Source organism: Streptomyces atroolivaceus, assembly GCF_000717025.1.
Classification (GTDB): Bacteria; Actinomycetota; Actinomycetes; order Streptomycetales; family Streptomycetaceae; genus Streptomyces; species Streptomyces atroolivaceus.
Genome location: NZ_JNXG01000007.1, coordinates 21,644 through 34,365 on the forward strand (window position 1 = coordinate 21,644; position 12,722 = coordinate 34,365).

Sequence of the window (12,722 nt, forward strand, 5' to 3'; positions counted from 1 at the left end):
GCCGGCCCCACGCTGGTTGAGCACTGACCGAACGGACGACCCGACGGGGGATCCACCACCATGAACAAGCTCCGCACCGCACTCGCCACCGCAGCCGCTGCCGCACTGGGCCTCGCGGCCCTTGCCACAGCCCCGGCGCAGGCCGCTGCCCAGCCCGCCTTCCTCGCCGCCTCCCAGATGCCGCCGTCGTCGACGCCGTGGACCGCCACCCAGGTCTTCACCGGCGTCCCGGAGAACGGCGGCGTCCTCTGCGCCCCGTACAAGATCCCGGCGCAGAACACCCGCTACCGCGAGTTCAGCACCGAGCTCGACACCAACGGCGTCCAGGTCACCACCATCGCCCGTACCGAAGCCGACGCAGTGAAGCTGGTCGACACCCTCCGCGGGGCCCTCGCCGGCTGCGGCCCCCTGCTGGAACAGCAGAACCCGGGCCTGCAGGCCGTCAGCGCCTCCCACGGCAAGCTCGCCGTCGAGGAGGGCGCCTGGGTCTACAGCCTGGACACCGCCGACCCGCAGATCGGCATCTCCGACATCCACCTGTTCTCCGTCGGCCGCGACGGCCGCACCGTCACCCTCGTCCGCTGGGGCCAGATGGGCGACCTCGAGGACGCCCCGCTGACCGCCTTCCGCACCACGACAAAGACAGCCGTCAACAAGCTCCACTGACCCGGGGGCTCCCCCGAGGGCTGACCACAGCTCGACAGCGGCGCGGCCGGAACCCGGGCGCGCCGCTGTCGTGCCCACCTGCTCCGCCGGCGGCGACCACTTCCTGGCCTTCACCAGCATCGCCAGCCCCCTCGTCTGCTACCGCAGACTCGCCAAATGAGCTGGTCTCTTAGCCGACGTGCTCCCGCCTGTCAGTCCGTAACGTTCCGGGGTCTCCCGGGCCCGCGCTGTTGCTACCTTCCGTACCGACTTCCGCACGGCCCGAACCGACCGTCCCACTCATCCCGAGACCGCCAAGGGGAGAAGGACTCGTGCTTCCAGGGTTTTCCCGGCGCGCACTGACCTGGGTTCTCGCGTCGACATCCGTCCTGCTGCTGCCGACGCTGCTGCCCGCGACTCCCGCCGCAGCCACCGGGACCACGGCTGCCGCTGCGGCATGCCCGGCCGCCGGTTTCGTTTCCCAGCACTTCCACAGCCGCCACAACGGCGTCGACATCGCCAACGCCGTCGGCACGCCGGTCCACGCCGTGGGCGACGGCGAGGTGACCATCTCCGGGTACGAGAGCGGCTACGGCCAGTGGATCCGGGTCCTGCACCCCGACGGGAGGATCTCGGAATACGGGCACATGATCCGGCGGGACGTCTCCGTCGGCGACCGCGTCGTGGCCGGCCAGCAGATCGCCCTGATGGGCTCCGAGGGACAGTCCACCGGGCCCCATCTCCATCTGCGGATCTGGGGGGACCGGTCCACGTCCTACGGTATCGACCCCGAGGTCCACCTCGCGGAGCGCGGCGTGGTGCTGCCCTGCACCCCGGGCAGTGGCCCGCGGCCCCGGCCGCTGGTGCATCCGGCGGAGTCGGGCCGGGTCGTGTCGGCGCGGTCGGCGGACGGGCGGCTGGAACTGTTCGCCGCCGGAGCCGACGGCATCCACCACGCCTGGCAGCAGGAGGCCAACGGCAACTGGTCGGAGTGGGAAGCGCTCGGTGGGCCCGGCAACGCCGAACTCGCCCTCGCACCGAACGCCGACGGCCGTCTGGAACTGCTTGCCATCAACGGGAACACCTTCCAGCACCGCTGGCAGTCGAGCCCCTCCGGCGACTGGTCGGGATGGGAGACCTTCGGCGGTGGGGGCCGGGACACCGCCGCCGGTGTCAACGCCGACGGCCGCATCGAGGTCTACGCGTCCGGGCCGGAAGGCCTCTTCCACCGGTACCAAGTCGCGCCGAACGGCGGCTGGTCGGGTTGGGAGCCCACGGGCGGCGGCCCCGCCGACAGCCGGGTGGAGATGGAGAAGGCACCCGACGGACGTCTGGAGGTCTTCGCTCTCAACGGCAGCACCTTCCAGCACCGGTACCAGACCGCCCCCAACGGCGGCTGGTCCTCGTGGGCCGGATTCGGCGAGGGCGGACACGACCTCACGGTCGACCACAACGCGGACGGACGGCTGGAGGTCTTCGCCTCCGGCCCGGTCGGCGTCTTCCACAAGTACCAGACGGGCCCCACGAGTTGGTCCGAATGGGAGCCCACGGGCGGCCCGGCCGACTCACAGCTCACCAGCGAACGCACCCCCGACGGCCGCGTCGAGGTCTACGCGATGAACGGCACCACCGCCATGCACAGCTGGCAGACCGCTGTGAACGCCCCTTACAGCGACTGGGCTCCCTTCGGTACCGGCGGCACCGAGGTCGTCGCCGCCACCAACGCCGACGGCCGCATCGAGGTCTTCGGCACGAGCCACGCCGGTACCTTCCACAAGTGGCAGACCGGCTTCGCCACCTGGTCCGACTGGATCTGGCTCAACAACTCCGCCGGCCCCGCCGTCGGCTGACCACTCCGAAGGAACTCATGCTTCCGATCAGCAGGCGGAGCCTGTTGCGCGGTGCGGCCGGCGTCGGCGCCCTCCCGTTCCTGGGCGCCGTGCCGGCCGTCGCCGCCACGCCCTCCGGAGACGCCCCGCCCCCTCACCGGGTCGCCGCGGGACCCTTCACGTACGTCTACGACCCTTCCACCTCCGCGGGCCCGCGGTATCTCAACGATCACACGCTGATCAGGGCTCAGGGCCGCTGGCACCTGTTCGCCATCGTCGGGAACAGTGCACCACGTGGCGAATCACCCGACAGCGAGGCGGAGATCTCCTTCGCCCACGCCTCCGCACCGAGCCCGCACGGACCGTGGACCAGCCACCCCGACGCGCTCACCGTCGACCCGTCCTACTTCGGTGAGGCCCACCTGTGGGCGCCGCACGTCATCGAGGCGGGCGGCAGGTACTGGATGTTCTACGCCGCGGGAGGCGCGAGTGGCGCGGCGATCAACCTCGCCACGTCGACCGACCTGTTCACCTGGACCCGCGAACCGTCCGGCCCGCTGTTCCGGGGGCTCGCGGCGCGTGACCCGATGGTGGTGCGGGTCGGTGGCGAGTGGGTCATGTACTACACGGAACTCTCCGGCCCGGGCGGCGGCCACCATGTCGTGGCCTACCGGCGTTCCGCGGATCTGCTGAACTGGGGCGAGCAGGGCGTCGCGTTCACCGACGCGAGCACGGACGCGACCGTCTCGGTCACCGAATCGCCGTACGTCCTCGGACGGGACGGCTGGTACTACCTGTTCATCGGTCCGCGCAACGGCTACGAGGGCACCGACGTCCTCGCGTCGCCGGACCCGTTCCACTTCGAGCTCTCCGGATGGGCGGGGCATGTGCCCGGTCACGCCGTGGAGGTGGTCCACGACGGGGAGGCCTGGTACGCGAGCGCCGCGGGCTGGTTCCGGAACGGGCTGTACGTGGCTCCCCTGTCATGGCGGGACACGCCACCTCCGTGGCAGAGCCCCGACAACCCGGTGGCCGGCCTCGACGTGGCCGGCCGCCTGACGGTGTTCGCGCTCGACGCCACCGACCGCACGATGCTGCGGCGCGTCCAGCTCGACCCGGACACGGACAGCTGGTCGGAATGGGAGCCCTTCGGAGGGCCCGCCGGTGCGGTTCCCACGCTCGGACGGGCCACCGACGGCAGGCTCGAGGTGTTCTCACTCGCCCCGGGCGGCGCCAGGCTGCACCACCGGGTGCAGCGGCCGGACGGCGGCTGGTACGACTGGGAGGAGTTCGGCGGTCCGGCCGGTGCCGCCCCCGCCATCGCCCGCGACGCCCACGGCCGGCTGGAGGCCTTCGCCCTGAGCCCCGGCGGCGCCTCCGTCGCGCGGCGGCGGCAGAGGGCTGCCGGTTCCCCGGTCTGGGACCCGTGGGAGCCCGGATTCGGCGGGCCGGCGGGCGCTCCACCGGTTGTCGCGGGGAACGCCGACGGCCGGCTCGAGGTGTTCGCCCTCACCCCCGGCGGCTCGGGCATCGAGCACCGCTGGCAGGAAGCCCCCGGCGGACCCTGGACCGCGTCGTGGCACCGGTTCGGCACCGCGGCCGGAGCCGCGCCCCGGGTGGGCAGGGACGGCAGCGGCCGGCTCACCGTCGCCGCGATCGGACCGTCTGGCGTGGGAACCTTCGCCCGGCGGCAGGCCGTGCCGAGCGGCGGCTGGGACGAATGGCGGCCGCTCTTCGGCTGGAGCGCCACCGCCCCGGCGTTCGCCGTGAACTCCGACGGCCGGCTGGAGGCGTTCTCCCTGACGCCCGGCGGAGCCCGGCTCGGCCACCGCTGGCAGGTCGCTCCCGGCGGGGACGTGCATCCCGGCGGGGAGTTCGGGGAGCCCGGCATCCGGCTGGCCGCCTCGCCCACGGCGGCGCTCGACGCCGCCGGGCGGCTGCACGTCCTCGCCGTCACCGTCGCCGGCCGGATGCGCGCCCGCGTCCAGGCCCGGCCGAGCGGCGGGTGGCAGCCGTGGACGGCCTTCGGGGATCGCACGGTCGCGCCCCTCCTGTCGGGGAGCCCTGCTCTCTGAGCGGAGCGTGCGAATCCCGCCATCCGAACGGGTTCTCGGGGCCTCGTTCGCGCCGCCCCTCCCCCCGGGCCCGGGCTCCTGCCCCCTCCGCACGGTGACTTTGCCCACTGTGCGCGGTCCGGAACGATGCATCCACGGCCCCGGGCGGCCGGTTCCGGCGATGTGGCCGAAGTACGCCGGTGAACTCCCCTGAGAGATGAGTATCGTTCCGCTGGTCCGGCAAGCGATGCGTGGATCGGGGGGAGCGGTGAGCGGCGTAGTCGTCCATCTGCCGCGGGGAAGCGGTGGCGCCGACGGCGGCGAACCGCACGGTGACGCGGTGACGTTACGGCTGGGTCCCGGCGAGGTCGCGCGCTTCGGACGGGGCTCCATGGCGATCCCCGTCGAGCTGCGCCTCGCCGACCGGGCGATCTCCCGGCTCGCCGGGGAGATTCGTGTGACCGACGATCATTGGCAGTTGACGAATCACAGCACCACCCACAGCTATCTCGTGGAGAACCCGGAGGGAGCGGGCGAATACCTGAGGGTCCCGCCGCGGCGGGTGGGGGCGCCGATCCCGTTCGAGTTCTCGCGCGTCGTGCTGCCCACGCGCGGGGACGTCACGATCTCCTTCCAGGTGTTCGCTCCCGACCACCTCTATCTGGACCCGGACGCCATGGGTGTCCCCTGGGGGAACAGCACCGTCACCGCGTACTCCCTGAACGAGACGGCGACGTACTTCCTCGTCCTGGTCGCGCTCTGCGAACCACGCCTGCGCGACCAGTCGCGCGTGGCGGTCCCCACCACACCCCAGATCGTCGAGCGGCTCAGGGAGCACCCCACCTGTGGCGCGCTGACCGCGCGGGCGGTCAGCTCGCACATCGACTACCTCGCCGAGGAGAAGCTGCGCATCGGCGGCCCGGACTCCCACGAACCCGACCGCCGCAACGGCAAGCGGGAGGAGATCGTCGGGCTGGCACTGCGCTTCGGGCTCGTACGGGAAGAGCACCTCGTGCTGCTGCCGCCTCCGGCAGCGGCCGGCGGGCGGGAGCGGCAGGCGGCGCGATGAGACCGCCGCACGGTGCGGGGGGCACCGCGGAACACGACCGGACGGACCTGCTGCCACCCGGCTACCAGGTCGGAGACTGGGTGGTGACCCACCGGATCGGTTCGGGGGGCTGGTCGACGGTGTACGCGGCGCGACCGGCAGACGGGCGCCCGGACGGAACCGGCGGGACCGCCACGCCTCCGGGCCTCGCCGACGTCGCGCTCAAGATCATGCCGACCGCCGGACTCGCGCCGCGCCAGACGCGCAGGATCGTGGAATCCGCCCGTCGCGAGGTCGAACTCGGCCGCAGGGCCGGACATCCGCGGCTGATCGGCCTCCTGGAGTCGTTGGTTCTCTCCGCACCCGACCGCCCCTCACTGGAGGGCGCGATCGTGCTGGTCATGGAACGGGCCGCGGGCAGTCTGAGAGAACTGGTCGACGCGGGAGTACCGGAGGCCGATCGCGGCCGGCTGATAGCGGGCATCTGCGAAGGACTCGCCCATCTCCACCGGTCGGGCTGGGTCCACGCGGATCTCAAGCCGGAGAACGTCCTCTTGGGCAGGGACCACTCCGTGAAGCTCTCGGACTTCGGCCTCGCCACCGAGCTGACGGGGACCCACGGGTACGCGCCTCCCATGGGCACCCTGGACTACTTTCCGCCCGAGCGCTGGAGGGCGCCCCTCGGCGAACTCGGTGTGCGGGTCCGGCCGACCGCGGACATCTGGGCGCTGGGCATCGTCATCCACGAGGTGTTCGCGTCCGGCCGCTCTCCGTTCGCCGGGGCCACATCCGTGGCGCGCGGTGCCGCGGTGCAGGAGTACGGCGAAGGGCGTGCGCCGCTGCGCATGGACCACGCCGTGCCGCCGTTCTGGCGGGCGCTGGCCGCCGACTGTCTCGCCCCTACCCACGACGCCCGCGCCCCCCACACCGCCGAGAGCCTGCTCGCCCGCATCGCCGCCCACCAGGCGAGACCTCAGGCGGGGTCAGGACGGCTGGGCGGCCGGGCCCGAACCGCCGCCCTGGCCACCGCGCTCTGCGGGATCGCGGGCGCTGCCCTGTACTCGGACGCGGTACGGACGACCTCGGCCGCATCACCGGGCCGTGAGGACGCCCCGACGCCCGGCACGATCCGGGTGTACAACGCCGAGCAGGACTGCCGGGAGCGGGTCGACCGGAACCCGCGGTGCAGTCTGGGCCTGGCGATCGATCCCATGCTTCCCTACACCGCGGAGAACGTCGTACCGACCAGGGTGTGGCACGGCGACGTTCTCACCGCCGACTGCCAGATGGCCGGCGGGGAGCCCATCATCGACGAGGAGGACCGGCGGTCCACCCGCTGGTTCCGCGTCCGCCTCCCGGCCGGCTCCGAGCCTCCCACTGCCTGGCTCCCCGCCGTACGCACCCGGGAACGATCGGCACTGCTGGACTGCCACTGAGGTGACGGGTCCTGGATCTCCGTACTGCTGGTCCTGTTGCGGTGGCGAGTGACTCGCGGTGGTCGGCCGGATCGCGCTTCGGAGGGCGTGGCGGCACGCTACTTGCCCCGGACTCCGGCCAGGCAGGCGGCGAGTCTCGGCTTCTCGTTCTCGATGCGTTCCAGGATGGCTTCCGCCGTCTCCCTGCGCCGGGTTCCGAGCTCGCGGTAGACGAGCCAGAGACCGGTGCGCGCCGCTTCCCGGCAGCGGTCACCCAGGTCGGTGTTGCCGAGGGCGGCCTCGTTCTCGTCGGACTCACCCATGACGATCTGCTGGAGAAGTTCCAGGACCAGGTCCCGGGCGTCCGGCGACAGGTCACCGAGCAAGCCCGCCAGGAGCACGGAGACCGTCGGCAACGCGGCGCTGTGCAACTGACCCTGCACGACGACGACGTTTTCCAGGTCCCAGTAGGCCGCCATGGCCTCGTTCTCATCGGCGGCTGCGAGCAGGCTGCGCAGCGTCCCGGGAATCCCGCCGGACCGGTTGCCGAGCGTACGGAAATCCTCCCACCGTATGCGGGCGATCTCCACCTCGGCCAGCCGTATGCTCACCGGACAACTCCCCCGCTCTCGCACACCAATCGGGCCGACCCCGCCTCCACCGTACGGGTCGCCCGGCGGGACCTGGCACGGGCTACAACCGGGCCGGGCCGCGTATCCAGCCCCCTGCGGTGCCGGAACCCCCGCCACCGCCGCACACGGTTGTGCTCCCCCGCTTCGGGCTCGCTCCGTCCGGAAACCGCGGCGGCCGCAGCGAGGGCGGGCGAGACCGGCAGGCAGACAGGCGGGCAGGGAACGCGCGCTCGGCCGAGGGGAATACCGCTCAGGGGCTCTGCGGTGCAATAACATCTGCCCGGCACCGGGCTTGGCGTCGGCCCGGCTCCCACCCGGGACGGAACCCTGGACGCAGCGAGCAGCGAGGAGTCACCGTGACCGTACGCGGGCCTGACGAGGACGGTGGGCCGGCCCCCCGTACTCCTGGCACCGGAGGGGACGTGGGCAGTGCGACAACTCTGGCGGAGACGCTGGCAGCGGCGGAAGCCGCGGCCCCCGTGGAGTCGCTCGACGTGGTCGCACGCATGCTCAAGGAGCGCCTCGGGGCCGCGTCGGTATCGTTCCTGATCACCGACTTCACCGGTGGCTCGGTCGTACGGCTGGGGGCCGCCGGCAGCGTCGAGACCGATGAGCCCGCCCGGCGCATCACGTTGCGCGGCACCCTTTACGACGACGTGATCCGCACCCAGCGGCCGAGCGTGGAGGACAGAGGCGACGGCTCGCTGGTGCGGATCGTCGCCCCGGTGACCAACCGCGGGGACGCCATCGGGCTCCTGGAACTGTTCCTGTCCACGGCGCCTGACGCGGCGGCGATGCGGGAGATCGGCGAGACAGCACACGCCTTGGCGTACATCGTCATCGCGAACAGGTCCTTCACCGACGTGTACCAGTGGGGCCGCCGCACGATCCCGCTGAGTCTCGCCGCGGAGATCCAGCACCGGCTGCTCCCGGCGTCGCTGACCTGCGAGGCGGCACAGTTCTCGGTGGCCGGAGCGCTCGAACCGGCCGACCACGTCGGGGGTGACACGTTCGATTACGTGATCGACCGGGACACCGTCCAGCTCTCCGTCACCGATGCCATGGGGCACGACGTCCGCGCCGCCCTGCTGGCCACCCTCCTGGTGGGCGCCCTGCGCCGGGCGCGAAGGACCGGTGCCGACCTCGCCGAGCAGGCCCGCCAGGCCGATCAGGCCGTGCGCGAGCACAGCAGCCGCGGCTACGTCACCGGCCAGCTCCTGCGTATCAGCCTGATCGACGGCACGACCGAGTTCATCAACGCCGGGCACCCCTGGCCGCTACTGATGCGGGACGGACAGGTAGGGGAGATCACTCCGCGAATCGATATGCCGTTCGGCCTGGACGTCCCTCACAGCTACCGGGTCCAGTCGCTGGACCTGCGGCCGGGTGACAGGCTGGTGATGCTGACGGACGGCATGCTCGAGCGCAACGCCGGCAGCCTCGATCTGTCGGACCTGATCGTCAGCACACGCGCGCTGCATCCCCGTGAGACCGCCCGTGCCCTCATCGCGTCGGTCGTCGACGCCAACCGCGGTCACCTGCAGGACGACGCGACCGTCATGTGCCTGGACTGGCACGGCGTGGACCGCTCCCGGCGGAACGCCGACACCGGCGCCGACCTCGCCGACGCCTCGGCCACGTCGCGGACGGGACGGACCACTCCTGGGCGGTGATCCTGGAGGAGCAGCTCAGGGCCGCTCAGCAATGGCTGAGCGGCCCAGACCTTCGCACGCCCGGCACCTGGCCAGGCGTCTTCGTCCACGTGAGCGGCGGAGCCCACCGGGTGCGGTCACCGGACGCCGTGTGCGCGCCCCTCGGGCGGTGCGGCGAGTTCGGGGAAGGTACGGCAGGTGAAGCCGAGCCTGGCCATGGCCCGAAGGACTTCGCCGGCGCTGAAGTCACGTCGGTCCTGGCGTGTGATGACCTGGCCGACCTGCTTGACGGGATAGTGGCGGCGGCCGATGGTCACGGATTCGCCGGTGCCCGGTTCGGGCTTGACGCCCTTCATGGATTCCAGCACGCCGCTCTTGGTCAGATCGAACGGGAAGCGGGCGATGACGCAGCGCATGTGGCCTCACAGGGAGAAGGGGACGGTCCGACCAGGGGTGAGGCGGTTCAGCGGGAGAGGGCGGGAACGCCCGGAGCAAGGTCTTGTGCACCGGCCACCGGCAGGGCACCGAGCGGCAGGCGGCGCAGCGGGTGCCCGGCTTCGGCCAGACCGGTCACGAGCGACGTGGGCGATCCGTGTCCGCCGAGAACGTCGCGCAGGCGGACCCGGTCCGTGTAGGCGGAGCTTTCCCGGACGGCCGCGAGTTCGGTCCGGGTGACCAGGCCGGTGCACCGGCCGTCCTGGTCGCAGACGGCCAGTCGGCCCGTGAGGGCGGCGGCCATGACTGCGAGCGCCACCTCCACACTCATGTCGTCGCAGACCTGCGGCCCGGCCGCGTCCATGGCCTCGGCCACCGGTCGGTGCACGGGGCCGGCGCCCGCCGGGCTGGGTTGGATGCGAACCAGCGTCAAAAGGTGTCTCCTGCAGAAGTGGGCCGGATTCCTGATACGAACGTCCTAGGCTGCCGCACCGAAGCGGGACTCGCCTACCGCCGCGCGCCGGGCTGCCGGAGCGGGGCGGCGTCGGCCGCGGGAGGAGGCGTTGCGCTTGGGGCGTTCGGCCACCGGTGCGGTGATGACAACCGGGATGCCGGACGGGGCCTGGGCGCCGGTGATCCGGCTCAGGGCTTCGTCGCCCGAGTGGATCCGGGTGGTCTGCGGCCGGATCCCGGCGTCCGACATGAGACGGACGATGTCGCGGCGCTGGTTCGGTGTGACGAGGGTGACGACACTGCCCGACTCGCCGGCGCGGGCGGTCCGGCCTCCGCGGTGGAGGTAGTCCTTGTGGTCGGTCGGCGGGTCGACGTTCACCACCAGGTCGAGGTTGTCGACGTGGATGCCGCGCGCCGCGACGTTGGTCGCCACCAGCACGCTGACGTGCCCCGTCTTGAACTGCGCGAGCGTGCGGGTGCGCTGCGGCTGCGACTTGCCCCCGTGCAGCGCGGCGGCCCGGACACCGCTGTCGAGCAGGTGCTGGGTGAGTCGGTCGACGGCGTGCTTGGTGTCCAGGAACATGATCACGCGGCCGTCGCGGGCGGCGATCTCGGTCGCCGCGGTGTTCTTGTCGGCGCCGTGGACGTGCAGGACGTGGTGCTCCATCGTCGTGACGGCCCCGGCCGACGGGTCGACCGAGTGCACGACGGGGTCGGTCAGGTAGCGGCGTACCAGCAGGTCGACGTTACGGTCCAGGGTGGCGGAGAACAGCATCCTCTGCCCCTCCGGACGCACTTGGTCGAGCAGCGCGGTGACCTGCGGCATGAAACCCATGTCAGCCATCTGGTCGGCCTCGTCCAGCACCGTGATGCCCACCTGGTTCAGCCGGCAGTCGCCACGTTCGATGAGATCTTTGAGCCGGCCCGGGGTCGCGACGACGACCTCGGCCCCGCCGCGCAGCGCTCCGGCCTGCCTGCCGATCGACATCCCGCCCACGACCGTGACGAGTCGAAGCCTGACGGAACGGGCGTACGGCGTCAGCGCGTCGGTCACCTGCTGCGCCAGCTCACGTGTCGGTACGAGGATCAGTCCCAGCGGCTGGCGTGGCTCGGCACGCTGTCCGGCGGTGCGTGCGAGGAGGGCCAGGCCGAAGGCAAGGGTCTTCCCGGAACCGGTACGCCCACGGCCCAGGACGTCACGGCCCGCCAGAGAGTTCGGCAGCGTCGCACCCTGGATCGGGAACGGCACGGTCACTCCCTGCCTGCCCAGCTCGGCCAGCAACTGCTCGGGCATCTCGAGGTCGGCGAAGCCATCGACGGCGGGCAGCGCGGGTGTGATCGTCGTGGGGAGCGCGAACTCACCTTGCACCGCGGCGGCTCGGCGGCCGTAACCGCCGGAGCGGGCCGGCCCGGCGGAACGGCGCGGCGCCTGCGAGCCGTATCGGCTTCCTCCCCTGCCGGTGTCGGCAGTGCCGTTACTGCTGCGGGCGGAGCGGTCGTGCGTACGTGTGCGGTTCATGCGGAACCTTCCTTGATGCGGCACATATCAAGGAATTCCCACAGCGATACGCAGCATGGCGAATTACGAGAATGAACCGATGACAAAAGAGCAGATCTGGCCGACGGAAATCCACGCGCGAGCAGGTGCTGAAACACAGGACGCGAGGGATGCAGGATCCGGGCGTCAGCCACGGTAGGGACTTGGGGGTTGCGCCTGCACTCCGATGAGGAACCCGCACGCGGTGAGACTGCGGATTCCTCCGCGTCGTCCCGCCGGTGAAGCGTCCAGGGGAAATGCACGTAGCTGGGGCCCGCACCCCGAAGGATGCGGGCCCCAGCTACGGACTTCGGTCCGGTGTCAGGCCGGGACGATGTTCTCGGCCGTCGGGCCCTTCTGGCCCTGCGCGATGTCGAAGGTCACCTTCTGGCCTTCGAGGAGCTCGCGGAAGCCCTGGGCGGCGATGTTCGAGTAGTGGGCGAACACGTCAGCGCCGCCACCGTCCTGCTCGATGAAGCCGAATCCCTTTTCCGCGTTGAACCACTTCACGGTACCAGCAGCCATGTCATATCTCCTTTGGGGCAGTACACCGGGTCCGCACTGCACGGACGCCGTGTCGCCGCGATGATTACCCCGCCCGGAAAATGACCGGAAATACAAAAGTGCTCCCACCGGAAGAAATCGGGTGGATGCACTTGAAGTTTTGGGAACCACAACTGCAACTGAGATCGACAGTAGCACGCAGAAACTGCCCGCGCACACCGCATAATTCTGCTTCGCCCATTGCACCAAAAACTCTCACCGCGTGGTCCGGCAAACTCTCACTTCACGGGAACAGGTATTGATTCACGCAGACCACAACGTTGCCGGGAGAGTCACCGACCGGTCCGGTGGCCACCAGGGACACGAAGACACGCGCGGCGTTCCGCGGGCCCGAGCATCACCACCTCGTAGCGGCCCCGGGCGCCCGCCACCCTACGACCGCTCCCCCGTCGGCCACCCGGCTCACGACCTGCGTGGCGGAGAGGGCGAGCAGCGCGGCGCGGGGCCGCGACGGTCGG

General features: G+C 71.4%; 11 protein-coding genes. 6 read left to right on the forward strand and 5 right to left on the reverse strand.

What is annotated here, in order from left to right; translation table 11 throughout:
- Positions 1-60 precede the first annotated feature (60 nt).
- The 5 genes from OO67_RS16200 (at position 61) to OO67_RS16220 (ending at position 7,012) form a co-directional block, all read left to right on the forward strand.
- Positions 61-666 (forward strand): hypothetical protein, encoded by a 606-nt coding sequence (locus OO67_RS16200; protein WP_033300864.1) that lies wholly within the window; start codon positions 61-63, stop codon positions 664-666.
- A gap of 311 nt (positions 667-977) precedes the next feature.
- On the forward strand, positions 978-2,495 hold the full coding sequence (locus OO67_RS16205; RefSeq protein ID WP_033300865.1) for a DUF8189 domain-containing protein: 1,518 nt from the start codon (positions 978-980) through the stop codon (positions 2,493-2,495).
- 17 nt (positions 2,496-2,512) lie between these two features.
- Positions 2,513-4,549, forward strand: coding sequence for a DUF8189 domain-containing protein (locus OO67_RS16210; RefSeq protein ID WP_033300867.1), 2,037 nt, complete (start codon positions 2,513-2,515; stop codon positions 4,547-4,549).
- Between the two features lie 247 nt (positions 4,550-4,796).
- Positions 4,797-5,597, forward strand: a complete 801-nt coding sequence (locus tag OO67_RS16215) for a serine/threonine protein kinase (protein WP_208861028.1) — start codon at positions 4,797-4,799, stop codon at positions 5,595-5,597.
- Positions 5,594-7,012, forward strand: coding sequence for a serine/threonine-protein kinase (locus tag OO67_RS16220; protein ID WP_033300868.1), 1,419 nt, complete (start codon positions 5,594-5,596; stop codon positions 7,010-7,012). Before OO67_RS16215 ends, OO67_RS16220 begins: the two co-directional genes overlap by 4 nt.
- Before the next feature lie 98 nt (positions 7,013-7,110).
- Here the strand turns inward: OO67_RS16220 and OO67_RS16225 are convergent, their stop codons facing one another.
- On the reverse strand, positions 7,111-7,602 hold the full coding sequence (locus OO67_RS16225; protein WP_033300870.1) for a hypothetical protein: 492 nt from the start codon (positions 7,600-7,602) through the stop codon (positions 7,111-7,113).
- Between the two features lie 500 nt (positions 7,603-8,102).
- On the opposite strand from OO67_RS16225, the gene OO67_RS16230 reads away from it, so the two are divergent.
- A complete protein-coding gene (locus tag OO67_RS16230) occupies positions 8,103-9,296 on the forward strand; it encodes a PP2C family protein-serine/threonine phosphatase (RefSeq protein WP_051709498.1) in 1,194 nt (397 codons plus the stop codon).
- 116 nt (positions 9,297-9,412) lie between these two features.
- Here the strand turns inward: OO67_RS16230 and OO67_RS16235 are convergent, their stop codons facing one another.
- From OO67_RS16235 to OO67_RS16250, 4 genes are all read right to left on the reverse strand, one after another.
- Positions 9,413-9,691, reverse strand: coding sequence for an SCO5918 family protein (locus OO67_RS16235; protein ID WP_033300873.1), 279 nt, complete (start codon positions 9,689-9,691; stop codon positions 9,413-9,415).
- 47 nt (positions 9,692-9,738) lie between these two features.
- The gene (locus tag OO67_RS16240) at positions 9,739-10,143 is read right to left on the reverse strand and encodes a CBS domain-containing protein (RefSeq protein ID WP_033300874.1); all 405 of its coding nucleotides are present in this window, start codon (positions 10,141-10,143) and stop codon (positions 9,739-9,741) included.
- A 45-nt stretch (positions 10,144-10,188) separates the two neighbouring features.
- The gene (locus tag OO67_RS16245; protein WP_033300875.1) at positions 10,189-11,682 is read right to left on the reverse strand and encodes a DEAD/DEAH box helicase; all 1,494 of its coding nucleotides are present in this window, start codon (positions 11,680-11,682) and stop codon (positions 10,189-10,191) included.
- A gap of 339 nt (positions 11,683-12,021) precedes the next feature.
- Entirely contained in the window at positions 12,022-12,225 is a 204-nt protein-coding gene (locus OO67_RS16250) for a cold-shock protein (protein ID WP_023586116.1), read from the reverse strand.
- Positions 12,226-12,722 lie beyond the last annotated feature (497 nt).